We start from the raw sequence: 16,554 nt of genomic DNA on the forward strand, positions 1-16,554 counted from the left end.
GGGGTAGGACAAAAAATCGCGAGCACTTCCCTCCTCACCGAAGAAAACTCGCCTCGGGCCAACCACACTCCGCACCGGAGCGCATTACGCGGGCATAGCGCCTCTGGGAGGGGCGGCACCGTCGTCGTCGGTATCGTCGATCCGGCACCAACTCTCGGCCACCAGCCCGCTCGCCGCCAGCACAACCCCGGACAGCGCGCACACAACCGCACCCCACATCGCGCCCTCCAGCGACGACGTCGGGCCGGTACGCGCGTAGGCGGCGGCAACTCCCGCAACAGCGCCACCAGCGAGCGCGCCACCGCGCGAGCAGGCGAGCGCATACACGTACGCCCGCGCCGCCGAAAGCGGGTCGATCGCCATTTTCTGGCGCTGGTACTGGCGAACCGGCCAGGCCAACACCAAGGCCACCACGCCTAAACCCACCGGAACGATGCCCGCGAGCGCGGACACCGCGAACGGCGCTCCCCCACGCGAAATCCACACGTCCACCACAACGAAAACCGTGAGGAACGCGATCGCAGCCACCACGAGCAGCATGCGAATCGACGTGGGCTGGAGCTTGCCGTCCTTGCCTGCCATCAGCGCTCCCAGGCGCCCTCGACGCGCTCGATCCCTTCGCTCGGGATCTTCGTGAGCAGATCGGTGATCGCCTCGCCGGAAAGGCGAGCATCCGGCTCGATCTGTGCCCATGGCTCGAGCACGAAACGGCGATCCTTCGCGCGCGGGTGCGGGATCGCGATGGTCGGCGAATCGGAGGCCACGCCCTCCATATCCACGATGTCCAAATCGAGAGTGCGCGAACCCCAGCGTTCCCCACGCACACGCCCTGCCTGGTCTTCGATCCACTGCAGGTTCTCAAGCAATGGAACGGCGCCGTCGGTGGTGGAGATGATCATCACCGCGTTGTAGTAATCGGCCTGAGGGCGCTGGCCTGGCGCGAGCACCGGCGCGGTACGGAAAATATCCGAGACCTCTTCCACCTCGTAGATATCTTCGATCGCGGCACGCGCCTCACGCAGATTCTCGATCGGATCGCCCACGTTCGAGCCCAGCGCGATCACGGCCCGACGCGGGGTGGCCACGTTGCGCATCAGCGGACTCTGGCGGTAAATCTCTACGCCGACGTCGGCGAAGGTGCGCTCGAGCGGAGCGCCCGGCTTGTGCACGACCACGCGCACGTCGATCGGGCCGAGCGCAAGCACAGCATCGGCGATTCGCGCCGCGAGGGTCTCGATGAGATCGACGTGCGGGCCCTCCACTACCTCGGCGACGGCGTCGGCAACATCGGCGTACGAGATCGTGTCGTAGACCGAATCGGTGCGCGCCGCGAGGGAGGTATCGGTGGTCATCGTGACGTCCACGACGAAGGTCTGCGGATCGGCATGCTCGAAATCCAGCACGCCGTGCGTGCCCACCAGCGTGAGCCCACTGAGGTGAATTGAATCCAGGTTCATCGTTCCCACTTTCGAAGTTGTTGATGGACGGCCACAGCGCTGACCGTGGCCGCGACGTTGTGTACTCGCACGCCCCAGGCACCCTGTTCCCACATGATGCCAGAAACAGCGGCGGTGGCGGTATCGCGTTCGACGGCGGTGTGCTCGGTTGGCATTGTCGCCGCGAGGAAGCGTTTGCGGGACTGTCCGATGAGCACCGGATATCCAAGCTCCTCGATTTCCTTCCAGCGGGCGAGGACTTCCCAATCCTGCTCGCCCACTTTGGCGAACCCCAGGCCAGGATCCAGAATAATGTTCGAATCCGCGATTCCCGCAGCCTTTGCTAACTGGAGCTGTTGAGAAAGCTCGCTTTTGACGATGGTGACCAGATCGCCGTCGTAGACGGCGAGGGAGTTCATCGACTGCCCGTTGCCGCGCCCATGCTGGAGAATATAGGGAACGCCGAGGGCCGCAACGGTGGAAAACATGGTGGGATCCGCCTGGCCGCCTGTCACATCGTTGATGATGTTCGCGCCAGCCTCGATCGCGTTTCGTGCCGTGGCCGCATGATAGGTATCGACTGAGATCGTCACCTCGCCGGCGAGAGCCTCGATCACCGGGGCGATGCGCGCCCACTCCTCCTCCGGCGTGAGCATCGTTGCCCCCGGGCGCGTGGATTCGCCGCCGATGTCCAAGATCGTTGCGCCCTGGGCCACGAGCTCGCGCCCGTGCGCGATCGCGTCCTCGGCCGCCGCCCACTTGCCGCCGTCGGAAAAAGAATCCGGCGTGACGTTCACGATTCCCATAATTTCCACGATTTACCTCGATTGGATCAGGCTCATGGCCTCTGCGCGCGCGGAGGCGTCGCGGAGCCATCCGCGCACCGCGCTCGTGGTGGTGGTTGAGCCGGGTTTCTTGACTCCACGCATCGTCATGCACATGTGCTCGGCCTCGATCACCACGATCACTCCGCGGGCATCGAGCCGATCCACGAGCGCTTGCGCGATCTGCGTGGTGAGCCGCTCTTGCACCTGCGGCCGGCGCGCGTAGCCCTCGACGAGCCGCGCAAGTTTAGAAAGGCCCGTCACTCGCCCACTATCGCCAGGGATGTACCCCACGTGTGCCACCCCGTGGAAGGGGAGCAGGTGGTGTTCGCACATTGAGTAGAACGGGATGTCTTTGACGAGGATGAGTTCCTGGTGGCCGATGTCGAACACGGTGTCGAGTACCTCGGACGGATCCGTTCCGAGCCCGCCGAAGATCTCGGCGTAGGCGCGGCCCATCCGCTGCGGCGTGCCGGAGAGCCCATCGCGATCCGGATCTTCCCCGATCGCGATGAGGAGCTCACGCACGGCTTTCTCAACGCCGGCGGCATCGTACTTAGCGCTCATCGCCCGCCTCCGGGGTGGCCTCCGGCGCGACCGTACCGTCCACCGGCCCGATACCCTTGGGCTTTTCCTCCGCTTCGGCTTCCGCCGACGACGCCGGTGCCGGGTTTTCGACCGGCGGCAGGTCTGAGACGGGGCGGGACTCGGCCGAAAGCCACTGATCGCGCGGCGGAGCCTTGACGATATCTGCGAAGATTTCCTTCAGCTCGGCCTCGAGAACCGTTTCCTTCTCCAGGAGGCGAGCAGCCAGGCGATCGAGCACGTGACGGTTGTTCATGATCACTTCCCAGGCCTCTTGCGAGGCGGTTTCGAGAAGCTGATGCACCTCAGCATCGATCGTTGCTGCCGTGGAATCGGAGTAATCGCGGCCCGAGCCTCCGCCCATGCGGGTCATCGGATCGGACTCGTCCGGGGTGAAACGCACCGCGCCCACGCGCGAGCTCATGCCGTATTCGGTGACCATCTTGCGTGCGATCGAGGTGGCCTTCTGGATGTCGTTCGAGGCGCCGGTGGACGGATCGTGGAACACAATCTCTTCGGCGAGGCGCCCGCCCATCGCGTACACCATCTGATCGAGTAGCTCGTTGCGCGAGACCGAATACTTATCCTCAGCCGGCATCACCATCGTGTAGCCGAGTGCGCGACCGCGCGGAAGGATCGTGACCTTCGTGACCGGGTCCGTGTGGTTCAGGGCTGCAGCAGCAACGGCGTGGCCACCCTCATGGTAGGCCGTCATCCGCTTATCCTCGGGGCTCATCACGCGGGTGCGGCGCTGCGGGCCGGCCACCACGCGGTCGATTGCCTCGTCCACGTCGTCTTCCGTGATTTTCTCGTGGCCGCGGCGGGCCGCAAGCAACGCCGCCTCGTTGAGCACGTTCGCTAGATCCGCACCCGAGAAGCCTGGGGTGCGGCGAGCGACCGCATCCAACGTGACGTCCTCGGCGATCGGCTTGCCCTTGGCGTGAACCTTCAAGATCTCAAGTCGCCCACCCAGATCGGGCGCATCCACCGCAATCTGGCGATCGAAACGCCCCGGGCGCAGGAGCGCCGGATCAAGCACGTCTGGACGGTTAGTTGCGGCGATCACGATCACGGAGGTGCGATCGTCGAAACCGTCCATTTCTACCAGGAGCTGGTTCAAGGTCTGTTCGCGTTCGTCGTTTCCGCCGCCAATTCCGGCGCCACGGTTACGGCCAACAGCGTCGATTTCGTCCACAAAGATGATCGCCGGGGCCTGCTTCTTCGCCTTCGAGAACAGATCGCGCACGCGCGATGCACCCACACCCACGAACATCTCAACAAACTCGGAGGCCGAAATATGGAAGAACGGCACGCCAGCCTCACCCGCAACAGCCTTCGCCAGCAGCGTCTTACCGGTGCCCGGAGGGCCGTACAGAAGCACACCGCGCGGGATCTTCGCACCCATCTTGCGGAACTTGCCCGGCGTGGCGAGGAACTCCTTGATCTCGGCGAGCTCCTCGACTGCTTCATCCTCTCCCGCAACGTCCGCGAAAGTGATCTCCGGCAGATCGGACTCCACGCCGTCGCCCTTGATCTTGCCGAATTGGCCCATGCCCTGCTGCATCTTCGGGAAGAGCCAGAAGAACAGCGCCACGATCACGAGCATCGGGAACATCAGCGAGATCAGCGACCCGAGGAACGACTGCACGGGAACCGTGGCATCGTAGCCGTTAGTGCTCTTCGCTTTTTCGATCAGGCCAGAGACCTGCTCGGCCTGCGGATCGATATACTGGAACTGGATTTTTTTGGTCGCAGAGCCCTTATCGCCTTCGAGAGAAACCGGCTCCACTTCCTTATTCAGTAGCACCTGAACAACCTGCGAGCCATCCGTAACAGAGATGTTCTTAATATCGCCCTTTTCCAGGATTTCGATGCCCTGGGACGTTTTCACCGAGGTGTAGCCGCCCGGGTTGAGGAAGTAAACGAGCGAACCAGCGATCATCGCAATGATCACCACGGCACCCCAGAACGTGCGGCGCTGCTTGCGGCGCTGCTCTTCTTCCTGTTCCTTCGTGAGCTCAGGCGCGTCCTCATCTGTCGGCTTCTCGTGGTGCCCGAAAATCGAGTGCTTGTTGCGCTTCGAGGAGCGGTTGTATTCGCGGTTCGACTTGCGAATCTCCTCGCGATCGGGCAGCTGCTTGCCCTGTCCAGCCTCCTCGGGCCCGGTGTTCTCGCTCAATTTTTCCTCCGTGATCATGGAAATAACCACTCTATTTTACTTCACGGAACCAAAGCGTAAGAAGGCGCTACTTTATTAGCGTAACTGCAGGTGAGAACGTGATGCGGCCAGCTTTCTTCGTGGCACGCGCGCCAGGGAGTTCCACAGTTTTCCCGCCGGCAGGGTCGGTAACGAGGGCATCGAGAGCGTCGATATGCACGTAGCGCAGTTCTCCGCCTCGAGCTCCGGCAGCGAGCGCGGCAAGACGCAGGGCCCGGGTTCGTACTGCCCGCGGATACGCCGTGAGCGCGCGCGCATCGACGACGCCGGTAGCGCACGTCGCGTCCGCGAGCGCCTGGGCTGCGTACGTATCGAGAGCGTCGGCGTCGTCGGCGAGGAGCCGGGCCGTGCGAGCCAGCGCGCCGACGACGTCGCCGGGGAGCTCAGCGAGGGCGGACAGGATTTCGTGCCGGATTCGGGCACGCGTGAGCGGCTCGCCGGTGGCGGTGCGCCACGGACCGTCGAGCGCGTTGGTTGGGTCTTCCCACGTGGGCCAGCCGGCAGCCTCGACGGCAGCCTCGAGCTCGCGTTTGCGCAAGTGAAGCAAGGGACGGATAAGCGCGACGCCGGGCGCTCCCGGCACGCTCGACACGCTGCGCATGCCTGCGAGTGAGGTTGCGCCCGAGCCGCGGGTGAGCCCGAGGAGCACGGTTTCGGCCTGGTCGTTTGCGTGGTGCGCCACGAAAACAGTCGGTTTTTCCGGGCACACCTCGCGAGCGGCGGCCGCGAGCGCCGCGTAACGCGCCTCGCGAGCCGCGCCTTCAGGCCCGCCACCGACCCCGACGTCGACGCTCACTGTGCGTGCCTCCAGGCCCGCCTTGCGCAGGAACTCAGCCACTTCGCGAGCCTCGGCGTCGCTCCCGCAACGCAAGCCGTGATCCACAACGACGGCAAGCACACGCTGGCCCGCACGGACCGCGGCCCACTGCATACCGGCCGCGAGGGCCATCGAATCGCTACCGCCAGAAACGCCGAGAACAACGGCCGCGCCCGCGTATTCAAGCGCGGTAGCACAGGCGTGGCGGACCGCCGTCAGCTGCGGGGCAGGGAAACTCATACGCGAGCCAACCACAAATCAGGCGAATCAAGCTCGGCGCCGAGCGGAAGATGCAACGGGTTTTCCCACACCCTGTTGAAACCCTCGAGGCCAACCTCGGCCACCACGGCCGCAACAAACGCCTCACCGCGCTCATACTGGGCGAGTTTGTCGTTGAACCCCAAGAAATTCCCGATCTTCGCCTCGATTCCTTCCGTGGCCGAGCGGCGCGTGGCGAGCGCTTTTTGTAGCGGCCGGCGTGAGGAGATCACCGATGCCGGCACCGCGTTCATCACATACTGCGCATGCCCCTCCAGGAGCGACATCACGGCGCTCAGATCGTCCATCGCGCCCGCTTTGTCAGAAAACGCAGCACGTCCGCGCGAGATCACGACGTCACCCAGCCAAGGCGCCACAGCAAACTGGGCCGCATGCGTGAGCTCGTGAACGCTCACCCACAGTGCAAGATCACGCCGATCGAGGTTAAACGCGGCCTGGAACTGGGCAATATTCGGGGCCACCAGCGCCAGACGAGGAACCGGCGAGAACGGATCGAACTGGCCGAGGACCTTACGCGCTGCGAGCGCGAGCGGAGCGGTGAGCGCAAGATCCGACATCGGCTCGCCGGCGAGAGTGAGGAGGCGCCCCGCGGTGTCGCGCGCGCGATTCACCCACCCCAGCCGGCTCACAACCTCAACCTGCACATCCGCAATCTCGGGCACGTCCAGGTGAGCAACCTGCTCCACAATCTTCGGGGCACGCGCCGCCTGGGTGCGCAAATCGGCCGCGATCGCGCGAGCGGAAGCCTCAGTGGTGGCAGGGCCAGGCCCTGCCACCACACGCGCAACGTGACGAGATAACCAGGAAGTCTTCATACGGCCAGGTTACCGCCCGCACATCCTACAGTGCGGCCAAATCTGCCAGGAACGAATCGATCACCGCGCGCATGCCCGGCGATTTCCCTTCCTCAATGTGATCGATCAGGATCGAAAACACGAGCGGCTGACCCTTCGCCGTCTGCAGGTAGCCAGAGAGCGAATTCGCCTCAACGAGCGTGCCCGTCTTTGCCCGAACCACACCCGCCAGCGGCGTGTCGATCATGCGCCTGGCCAACGTGCCGTCGAGCGCAGACACCGGCAGGCCCGGCCCGATACCCGAAAGTTTCGGATCCTCCCACGCCTTGAGCATGATTTCGGACTGCAGGCGTGCGGTGAGACGATCGGTAGTTGAGAGCCCGGAAGCTGAAGAGAACACGGCACCCGACACATCAAACCCAGCCCCCACCAGGTACTCTTTGACTGCCTCGCCAGCGCCTGCAAACGTGGCAGGCTTCCCCTTCTCAATCGCGATAAGCCGCCCCAGAGTTTCGGCAATCGTGTTATCCGAATGCTTGAGCATCGTCTCCACAAGATCACGCAGCGGAGCCGAACGAACCTCGGCGAGTTTGCGAGCATCGGCTGGGGCCGCAGCGCGCGTCGGTTCGCCAACTTTCACACCGGCGTCGGCAAGCGCCTGAGCAAATGCACGCCCCGCTTCAAGATCTGGATCCGGCGCATGCTTACCGTTCTTCAGTCCTTCATTCACCGCGAGCGGACGCGACTCCATAATGTACAACGGGCCCTCGTCAGCACCAATATCTTGGTGGAAGAGCGGGCCAGCAAACAACGTCGAATCAACCGCGAACTTGACTTCCTTCGCGCCCGACTTTGTCAGCTCGGCCGCCGTCGCTTTCGCAAGCTCCAGAAGGGAGGCACGCCCCTCGGTCGCCGTCGGATCACCTTTGCCATCAGCGAGGTTGACGTCTCCCCCGCCCACAAGGTAGAGAGTATCGCCAGCAAGCGACGCGCTCGTGGGGAACGTCCGATCCGGGCCGAGTATTTCAAGCGCGGCAAGCGCCGTTTCCAGTTTCATGTTCGACGCCGGAGTGGTGGCGGCCGTTGGACGGTACTGCGCGATCGTCTGCCCAGTGAGCGGGTCCGCGACCACGATCGACGCCTGCCCCGAAAAACGCGAATCCTTCACGAAACGGTTCATCGCACCCTCGACGTCGGAGGACGACGGCGCAGCCTGCACCCACGAAACCTCAACCCGGGCAGGAGCCAACCCCGACGGCGTCGGGTAGGGAGCCGCGGGCGTAGCAAGTGGAGCAACCGTCAAAACACCAGGGGCAACATCCCAGGCGTCGGCGACTGCATACCCACCAAGCACGAGAGCACAAACTGTAACAATGACGCGTGATTTCACCCCTTAATAGTGTCACACCTGCACAACAGCGCAAGCGAAGGAGCGCACAAAGTGAGCACACGCGGGACGCAGGGCCTAGATGCGCGTTACAATTTCCGTGAAGCAATACGTATCGAGTAAAGGAACGCCATGGAGTTCGACGTCACGATTGAGATCCCCAAGGGGAACCGCAACAAGTACGAAGTAGATCACGAAACCGGGCGTATCCGCCTGGATCGTATGCTCTTCACCTCCACCCGCTACCCGGACGACTACGGCTTTATCGATGGCACCCTGGGCGAAGACGGCGATCCGCTCGACGCCCTCGTTCTCCTCGAGGAATCAACCTTCCCCGGTTGCGTGATCCGTTGCCGCGCTCTGGGCATGTTCCGCATGAGCGACGAAGCTGGCGGAGACGACAAGGTGCTGTGCGTGCCCACCGGCGATCAGCGCGCGTCCTGGCGTACCGAGATCGACGACGTCTCGGAGTTCCACCGCCTGGAAGTGCAGCACTTCTTCGAGGTGTACAAGGATCTCGAGCCGGGTAAGTCGGTTGAGGGCGCCCATTGGGTGGGCCGCGCGGAGGCAGAAGCTGAGATCGAGCGCTCGTTCAAGCGCGCTGAGGAAACCGGCTACTACAACAAGCACTGAGCGCACTTTTTGCGTGTGAAGGCGGGCAACCTGTCGGTTGCCCGCCTTTTTCAGGCTCAGTTGCTGGAATCCACTGCCTTATTCCCTGGTCGATGCTGGCGCGTTCCCGCATTGCGCGCATCCGGGGTGGCTGTGCCGTGACCGATCACGTCCCGTGCAGTTGCGCCGGGGACGGGAGACGATGCGGCAACACAAGCAGGAGGCCCTGCTCGAAAGCAGGGCCTCCTGGCATGAAAAATCGACGGACGATCATCCCACGCGAAGGTAGATCGGGTTGCCCCATACGGCACGCTCTTGGGTTCCCATCGACGGGTTCCAGGCTGCGATATGCATGCCGTTTCCGGTGTACAGGCCCACATGGCCAGGCCACCACAGCACGTCGCCAGGGCGTGCCTGCGAGGCCGGAACCTGCTTGTAGGCGCCCCAGAACTGGTTCACATTCGAGCCGGTGCGGCGCGGGGTGGTGATTCCGAACTTCTGGTACACGTACCACACGAAGCCCACGCAGTCCCAGCCTCTGGTCGGCGAAGTACCCGCCCACACGTAGGGCACGCCCTCAAACTGGCGTGCGTAGTTCACGACGGCGGAGCCAGATGCGGAAGCAGCAGGCGTGGATCGCTTCGGCGCGGGCTTCGGCGCTGCAACCTTCTGCGCCGCTTCGCGGCGGGCGGCGGCCTTCGCCTCAGCGTCACGTTGGATGCGCTCGCGGGCGGCTTTCTCAGCAGCCGCACGCTCAGCGGCACGCTTCTTTGCGGCCTCTCGCTCGGCACGGTCACGAGCGTCGGCGGCGGCCTTCTCGGCGGCGGCACGCTCTGCAGCAGCCTTCTCAGCAGCGGCACGCTCGGCGGCCTCACGGGCGAGGCGGTCGCGTTCTGCCTTTTCTGCAGCTGCCTTCTGCGCCTTCTCCTGCACGGCCTTCGCAAAGGCGGCCGCCTCAGCAGCCTCCTTTTCCTTCAGAGCCTTGGTGACAGAATCAGCGTTTTGTGCGGCCTTGGCAGCGGCATCTGCGCTCGCCTGAGCAGAATCGGCGGCCGCCTTCGACGCGGCGGCATCGACTGCCGCCTGCTGACGCGCCTCATCGGCAGCGCCTTGAGCATTCTGCTCGTTCGTGAGGCGGGCTTGCGCAACAACTTCAGCGGCTGCGGCTTGCGACTTTGCGACGCGCTCGGCTTCAAGCTCATCGAGACGCTTCGCCTCGATCTCAGCGGTGGTGCCCTTTTGTGCGGCAAGGACAGCGGCGAGCTCTGCGCGCCGGTCCGACGCTGCCTTCATCTGCGCGCTTGCGGCATCGGCCGCAGCCTGGGCTGCGTCCGCTGTGGAACCGACACGATCGGCGACGGCGGTGGCTGCTTGCGCTGCGGCGTCAGCCTTCTTTTGCAGAGTTTGCGCCACGTCGAGGAGAGCCTGGAAACGCTGAACAGTGGAATCCACATGGGAGGCGAGGGTGCCGAACGCACGCTCCTTAATCTGCGCGTCTGCGAGCGATTCGGCTCCCATAAAGTAGTAGGAGGATTCGATGCCAGCCGCGGAGTTTTGGTACATCGCCTTCGAGACCGCTCCAAGCTCGGTGCGAGCGCGTGCCACATCGTCCTTTGCTGCGTTCGCCTTATCCTGTGCGTCCATCGCGGCGTTCACTGCCGCATTCATCTCGCCTTCGGCAAGGAGCGACTCAGCCTCGGCCTTCGCGGCCGCAGATTCGAGCTCCGTCGACTTCGCCGAGAGCTGCGCGAGCTCGTTTTCAGTGGCGGACAGCTGGCTCTGCGTCTGGGACTGCGCCTCGTGGGCATCGCGGACTTGATCATCCGTTGTCGGATCGGCGCTTGCCAGCTGGATTCCACTAGCGGCCACCGTGAAGGCGGTCAACGACAGCAACCCGTATTTCACTGTACGTTTCACGTAACAATTCCTCCGTTCGCCGATCTGCCATCGGCGCGTGCGCTTGACCCGGCATGCCGGATCGAATATCTGAACCAGAATCGAGAATATAACAATTCTTTACAAAAGGGAACAGGTTTCCCACAATCCACTTCATTCTCACTTGTCACACGAGTAATGTTTTCTCTCTTTTGGACGCGAACGCGAGTGTTACATTGGGCAATTTTCAGTTCTTCGACGCCGAATCCCGCTACAGTAGTTCCATGATGTGGGAAAACGACATGCTCGACGGCTACGTGCACACAACCCTGCCCCTCCACGACGACGACTTCGGGCCCGTCGTCGCCACCCTCACACGACCGTCATCGCCGATCCCACACCCGCGCTTCGTCGTCCTCGCCATCCACGGCTGGAACGACTACTTCTACCAACTCCCCCACGCCGACGCCGTCGCCCAAGCTGGCGGCGCCTTCTACGCAATCGACCTGCGCCGCTACGGACGCTCCTGGCGCGAGGGGCAAACATGGGGATACATCGAACACCTCTCCGCCTACGACGACGACATCCACGCAGCCCTCGACGTCATCCACACCGAAGTCGGCACCGAAATCCCCTTCATCCTCTACGGACACTCCACCGGCGGGCTCACGGCATCACTCTGGGCATCGCGCCACCCCGAAGCCCTCGACGGCCTCGTCCTCAACTCTCCATGGCTCGAATACCAGGGCTGGTCCTCCACGCGTGTGGCAGGCTCCCCGCTCATCGAAGCGATCTACAAAATGGCGCCCTCCACATCGATGCAGATCCCAGATCCCGGCATCTACACCTCCACCCTTGCCCGCTGGAACCCCGATCCACGATACCGGCACACGCCGTCGTTCCCGATCTACGTGGGATGGCTCCGCGCAATCGCCGAGGGGCACAAGGAAGTGGCCAACGGGCTGGGGATCGACTGCCCAACCCTCGTTCTCACATCGGCACGCTCAGCAATCGTCTCCCCCACGCCCGAACAGGCGGCGAGCTGCGACATCGTGCTCGACGTCGAACAGATCTGGAAGCGCCTTCCCAGGCTCGGTTCGCATGTCACGCTCGTCAAACTCGACGGCGCAATCCACGATGTGCTTCTCTCCGACGACGATGTCCGTGAACGCGCAATCGCCGAGATCAACACGTGGGTGAACGCCTATGTCGCCACCGCACAATAGACAGAGCAGGAAAGCATGAACGGGGCGGCTACCTTGGGTAGCCGCCCCGTTTTGCGATGATCTTTGTCCGGCTTCGATCCGTGCACAACGGCACCCAATCAGCCGCCACACCCCTACAGGAAATCTGCGAGGCGCTCGCCGGATTCGAGGCGCCACACCAGCCAAGCGTTGCGATACTTCCCCGCACCCACGGCATCAGCAGCGGCCTGCGGAGTGGCGTACTCAGCACCATCTTCCCCGCGCAGCGTTCCCTGCTCAGTGAGCTGCATTGCCACATCGATCCCGCGACGGCGAGAGAACCAGCGCACATTCACCGGCGCGCCAACCTTCTGGGCAATCTGCGCAAGGAGCTCGTGCGAATCCCCCTCCGGTGCCTGCGACGCATCATCCCCGTGCAACGCGTGGCGCCAACCATGCGGGTGCTTCACAGCAGCGCGAGCAACAGCCTCCTCGGCGTGCCGCGCGGACGCTCCCTCATCAAAAATCTGGTGTTCGCCGGTTGCTGGTGCCGCATCATCCCACAGGCGCTGCTCCGGGCGGAGCGCGGCACGGCGTGCTTCCTCGTACATGAGAGCCTCAAGCTGTGGGCCAGCTGGGATCTCCTCGGTGTATCCGAGCTCGTCGCGCTCCGATCCAGCGGTGGCCGCATCATCGGTTCCGTCCGCCACCGACGACGCAGGCGCAGTGTGCGCCTCGCCCTCCACCGGCCGGCTCTGCGACAGCTCAGCGAGCATGATCGCGGTATCGGTACGCTCGTCGCCCGACTCTTCTGCCGCGTACTGCGCCAACTCCTCCGGATCCATTTCCGGAACATCCTTCGGCGCTTCCTTCTCCATCGCCGCGAGCACCGGGTTCTCTTCCTCAGAGAGAGGCTTTTCCTTCACCGGGGGTGTGTAACGCGGCGGGCGCGGCACATCCGCCGAGTTCCAGCCCGTAATGTTCCACGGGCTCGAGGCATCCATTTCCTCGTTCTGCGACGACGCCGGAGCGCTAGGTGCAGACTCCACTTGGACAACGTTGCGTGCGGGGGCGAGGATTCCGCGCGGCTCGCGCACGATCTTCGCCAGTTCCACCAGCAGGCCGTTCGCACCGTCGTGAAGAACAATCCGGTTCGCCTCCACACCCTGACCGCCGAGGGCCGCGAGCGGTGCCAACACATCCTCCGCTACCTCGCGGGCAAACAAAAACAGGCGCGGACCGCCGCGGGTGACCGGCGGGGTGGTGTCAATAAAGTTCTGGAACTCGGTAGTGAACGCGCTCTCTCCACCAAAAAGCGCGGCGATACGTGCTCGGGTGAGATCACTATGACGGCCAGCACGAGCAAGCGCCGCAAGGAGGCCCGCCGAATCGAGAAGATCGTGCACTTCGATCGTCACAACCTGGCCAGTAGGATCCAGGGCGATCAAGGAATCCTGGGAGCCGCTGCGAGCATCAGAGCTCACCCAGCCCACTTCAAACAACGCGTGATCGAGCAAGGACACAGCCTCAGATGAGATAGCAGAAAGCAACTGCGCATTCTCCTGTGCGCTGAGCTGTGGGTGAGACGGCGCAGAAACCAGCCGCCCATTCTCAAGCGCAAATACAGCCACTGTGCCACCCTTTCATCCTGCTAGCACCCCTAGCGTTACCCGTACCCATTCCCAAGAATAGCGCGATTTTTTGACAGTTTCGAGCCACCATGTGTGGAAAACTGCCCATGCTCAACGCCGGCCGCGAGCACCCGCGAAAAAGTGACTCCGGCGTCGTTGATCACTTGGCGAAAGCGCAACCGGCGCACGCAACGTGGGCCGCATCGGTGACAGCACCGTTCGGGCCGCACGCGCCAGTTCCGGACGCACACAGAGACTGCGCCGCACCTACCAAGCCAAGCCGCTCGTAGTGCTCCAACACCACCTGAACGAACACCTGCGAAACGCCCACCTTGCGGGCGATCGCGGGAACCGTCGCTCCCACGCTGAGCTCCGCAAGCACGCGATCGCTCACGCTCACTGCATCGCCCCGATCACCGCCGAGCCGATCTGGAACACACCCACGGCGATCACCCAGGCCACCACGAGCTGCACGACGACGGCGATGGCCGTGCGCTTACCTCCAATGAGGCGCACCTGCTCGGCAACAGTCGCCAAACACGGCGTATACAACAGAACAAACAGAAGGAACGCGTAGGCCGCGAGGCCCTGGTAGCCCTCACCCGCCGTCGTCGTGAACGTCGTCGTCAGGAGTTCAGGCAGGGCGCCGAGATCATCGCCGTTGCTCTCGGCGTCGCCCGCGGCCGAGGGATCCATATTGTAGGAGGTGACGATCGAGGAAACCACGGTTTCCTTCGCCACGAAGCCAGTCATCAACGCGCCCGTCATGTGCCAATCCCCAAAGCCCGCAGGCGCGAACACCGGCTCGAGCGCCATCGCCACGCGCCCGTAGGCCGAATCCGACATCGGCATCTCGGGATCCGCGAACGAGTACTGGCTCGACGTCGGGACGGAGGAAAGCAGCCACACGCCGAGCGTCATCACCACGATGATCTTGCCCGCCGAACGCACAAAACCCCAGGTACGGGACGCAACGGATTTCACAAGCAACCACGCGCGCGGCACCTGGTAGGCCGGCAAAATCAGCATCAGCGGCGACGCCGAATACCCGCGCCCAAGGAAACGCTTCAGGACCGCCGCACCCAACACGACGGCGAGCATCGAGGCCACATACATCGAGAACACCACGGTGCCCGCGTGGGCCGGGAAGAAGATTTTCGCCACCATCAGGTAGATCGTCAGCCGCGCGGCGCATGAGGTGTAGGGCGTGATCAGCACTGTAATCAGGCGCTGGGCGGAGCTCGGTAGCGCGCGCGTTGCCGAAAGCGATGGCACGTTGCATCCAAATCCCATGATGAGCGGAAGGATCACGCGCCCATCCAGGCCAATTTTTCGCATCAGGCGATCGCCGAGAAACGCCACGCGTGCCATGTAGCCGGTATCTTCCAGCAGTGAGATCACCACGAAAATCACGGCAATCAGCGGCACAAACGACGCCACCACGCCCAGGCCCACAGCAAGGCCACCAATGAGGAACGAGTTCAACCACGTGGCCGTGATCCCAGTGGCTCCAAGAAGCCAGCCAATTCCGTTCGCCAGCGAAATCGCGCCAGGCTCGGTTGAGGAAAAGGCGGCGTCGAAGGCGTCCTGCAGCGGGCCGATCCACTCCCCCGCCAGCTTGAACGCCAACCACATGATCGCCAGGAACAGCACCGGTCCGACCACCGGGTTCAGGAGCACATGATCGACCTTGTCCGAGGCGGTGTCCGCCGGCTCGGGCATCGGCTCGCCAAGGCTCGCCTCCACCTGCTCGACCCACGCGAACAGTGCGTCCGCACGCGCCAGATCCGCCGGGTTGCTTCCCGACGTCGCAGCATCAGTTCCGAGCTCGAGCCCGGCGGTTGCGCTGTGGGAGCACGAGCAGGCCGAACTGCGAGCGCAGCCCGCACTGTCTGTGCAAGTGGTACCGGCGTCAGGAGCGAGCGGAAGCGCGGAGCGCAACGGGAAGCCGGGAGCGAGCGGGTCGGCGTTGAGACCGCAAAGGCGCGGGCGCGCCTCGAGCGCGGCCTGCGCGAAGCTGGCGACGGCGGTGGCCGCCGCGCGTTCGCGAGGGTCCGCGAGCATGACCGGCACGCCGAGCGTGGCCGAGAGCGCCACCGGATCGAGGGTGCGCCCTGCTGCGCGGGCGACGTCGGCCATCGTGATCACGACGGCGACGGGCAGGCCCGTCTGGCCGATCTGGCCCAACAGGTAGAGGGAGCGAGTGAGGGAGCCGCCGTCGAGAACAGCGATCACCAAATCGACTCCGCCAAAACGCTGCGGGTCCGTGAGCGTGCCGGGAGCGCCAGCGAGGTGATCGGAAACCACCTTCTCGTCCGGGCTGGCAGGGATGAGCGAGTAGGTTCCCGGCAGGTCCAACACGCGGGCGCCGAGCGCGGCCCAGTTGCCCGACTGCACCTCAACCGTGGTGCCCGGCGCATTCACCGTTTTCTGATGCGAACCGGTGATCGCGTTGAAAAGAGTGGATTTTCCGACGTTCGGGTTGCCCACCAGGGCGATCGTCGGCTGGCTCACGGGCGCTTCGGGAGCGGTGTGGCGCACGACGGCGGAGATGCCCCTCACGCGCATTCCTCCGCCACGATCTTGCGGGCGGACATGCGATCGATCGCAACACGCGAGCCGGAAACGTTGAGGATCAGGCCGGCGAGCGTGCGGTGAGTAACCCAGGCGCGGGCGCCAGGGCGCACGCCGAGTTCACGCATGCGCAGAATCGATTCTTGCGGGAGTGTGATCTCCGTGAGCCGCAGGGCCACCTTCGTTGGGCAATCACTCAGGCGCATCGCATCCTCCTCGCGTTGTCGAGCCCGGGCTGGCCGGGCTGATTCTGGGAGCGGGCAGTCCCGTTGCTGCCCTTGCACTGGCGTACAGCTCCGGTTGACCGCAAAGGCCGCACTTTTTCTCCAATGCCACTG

Annotated in this window: 15 protein-coding genes; 2 read left to right on the forward strand and 13 right to left on the reverse strand. The window is 64.0% G+C overall.

The genetic code is table 11. The features are described 5' to 3' along the window. Positions 1-84: 84 nt before the first annotated feature. From P8A24_RS07450 to dacB, 8 genes are read right to left on the reverse strand one after another with little or no spacing between them, the layout of a single operon-like run. A complete protein-coding gene (locus tag P8A24_RS07450) occupies positions 85-582 on the reverse strand; it encodes a DUF3180 domain-containing protein (protein ID WP_278057975.1) in 498 nt (165 codons plus the stop codon). Continuing rightward, positions 582-1,457 (reverse strand): 2-amino-4-hydroxy-6-hydroxymethyldihydropteridine diphosphokinase, encoded by an 876-nt coding sequence (gene folK / locus P8A24_RS07455; RefSeq protein ID WP_278057976.1) that lies wholly within the window; start codon positions 1,455-1,457, stop codon positions 582-584. The genes P8A24_RS07450 and folK overlap by 1 nt, the downstream gene beginning before the upstream one ends. Further along, the gene (gene folP / locus P8A24_RS07460; RefSeq protein WP_278060240.1) at positions 1,454-2,242 is read right to left on the reverse strand and encodes a dihydropteroate synthase; all 789 of its coding nucleotides are present in this window, start codon (positions 2,240-2,242) and stop codon (positions 1,454-1,456) included. The genes folK and folP overlap by 4 nt, the downstream gene beginning before the upstream one ends. Before the next feature lie 12 nt (positions 2,243-2,254). Next, positions 2,255-2,827, reverse strand: a complete 573-nt coding sequence (gene folE, locus P8A24_RS07465) for a GTP cyclohydrolase I FolE (protein ID WP_278057977.1) — start codon at positions 2,825-2,827, stop codon at positions 2,255-2,257. Then, positions 2,817-5,042 carry an ATP-dependent zinc metalloprotease FtsH gene (gene ftsH / locus P8A24_RS07470; protein WP_278057978.1) on the reverse strand — a complete coding sequence of 742 codons (2,226 nt, stop codon included), beginning with the start codon at positions 5,040-5,042 and terminating at the stop codon, positions 2,817-2,819. The genes folE and ftsH overlap by 11 nt, the downstream gene beginning before the upstream one ends. A gap of 49 nt (positions 5,043-5,091) precedes the next feature. Further along, positions 5,092-6,120 carry a tRNA lysidine(34) synthetase TilS gene (tilS, locus tag P8A24_RS07475; protein WP_278057979.1) on the reverse strand — a complete coding sequence of 343 codons (1,029 nt, stop codon included), beginning with the start codon at positions 6,118-6,120 and terminating at the stop codon, positions 5,092-5,094. Continuing rightward, positions 6,117-6,974, reverse strand: coding sequence for a zinc-dependent metalloprotease (locus tag P8A24_RS07480; protein ID WP_278057980.1), 858 nt, complete (start codon positions 6,972-6,974; stop codon positions 6,117-6,119). Before P8A24_RS07480 ends, tilS begins: the two co-directional genes overlap by 4 nt. A gap of 25 nt (positions 6,975-6,999) precedes the next feature. Then, a complete protein-coding gene (gene dacB, locus P8A24_RS07485; protein WP_278057981.1) occupies positions 7,000-8,307 on the reverse strand; it encodes a D-alanyl-D-alanine carboxypeptidase/D-alanyl-D-alanine endopeptidase in 1,308 nt (435 codons plus the stop codon). 165 nt (positions 8,308-8,472) lie between these two features. On the opposite strand from dacB, the gene P8A24_RS07490 reads away from it, so the two are divergent. After that, on the forward strand, positions 8,473-8,973 hold the full coding sequence (locus tag P8A24_RS07490; RefSeq protein WP_278057982.1) for an inorganic diphosphatase: 501 nt from the start codon (positions 8,473-8,475) through the stop codon (positions 8,971-8,973). A gap of 249 nt (positions 8,974-9,222) precedes the next feature. Here the strand turns inward: P8A24_RS07490 and P8A24_RS07495 are convergent, their stop codons facing one another. Further along, positions 9,223-10,869 (reverse strand): C40 family peptidase, encoded by a 1,647-nt coding sequence (locus P8A24_RS07495; protein ID WP_278057983.1) that lies wholly within the window; start codon positions 10,867-10,869, stop codon positions 9,223-9,225. Between the two features lie 242 nt (positions 10,870-11,111). Between P8A24_RS07495 and P8A24_RS07500 the strand changes: the two genes are divergently transcribed. Further along, positions 11,112-12,053 (forward strand): alpha/beta hydrolase, encoded by a 942-nt coding sequence (locus P8A24_RS07500; RefSeq protein WP_278057984.1) that lies wholly within the window; start codon positions 11,112-11,114, stop codon positions 12,051-12,053. A gap of 113 nt (positions 12,054-12,166) precedes the next feature. Here the strand turns inward: P8A24_RS07500 and P8A24_RS07505 are convergent, their stop codons facing one another. The 4 genes from P8A24_RS07505 to P8A24_RS07520 all read right to left on the reverse strand — a co-directional run bounded on the left by P8A24_RS07505 (position 12,167) and on the right by P8A24_RS07520 (position 16,422). Continuing rightward, a complete protein-coding gene (locus P8A24_RS07505) occupies positions 12,167-13,642 on the reverse strand; it encodes a hypothetical protein (protein ID WP_278057985.1) in 1,476 nt (491 codons plus the stop codon). Positions 13,643-13,802: 160 nt separating this feature from the next. Continuing rightward, positions 13,803-14,042, reverse strand: a complete 240-nt coding sequence (locus tag P8A24_RS07510) for a helix-turn-helix domain-containing protein (RefSeq protein ID WP_278057986.1) — start codon at positions 14,040-14,042, stop codon at positions 13,803-13,805. Further along, on the reverse strand, positions 14,039-16,204 hold the full coding sequence (feoB, locus tag P8A24_RS07515) for a ferrous iron transporter B (RefSeq protein WP_278057987.1): 2,166 nt from the start codon (positions 16,202-16,204) through the stop codon (positions 14,039-14,041). The genes P8A24_RS07510 and feoB overlap by 4 nt, the downstream gene beginning before the upstream one ends. Then, positions 16,201-16,422: a FeoA family protein gene (locus tag P8A24_RS07520; RefSeq protein ID WP_278057988.1), complete on the reverse strand. Its 222-nt coding sequence runs from the start codon at positions 16,420-16,422 to the stop codon at positions 16,201-16,203. Before P8A24_RS07520 ends, feoB begins: the two co-directional genes overlap by 4 nt. Between the last annotated feature and the right edge of the window lie 132 nt (positions 16,423-16,554).

It is taken from the genome of Arcanobacterium wilhelmae (assembly GCF_029632765.1).
Classification (GTDB): Bacteria; Actinomycetota; Actinomycetes; order Actinomycetales; family Actinomycetaceae; genus Arcanobacterium; species Arcanobacterium wilhelmae.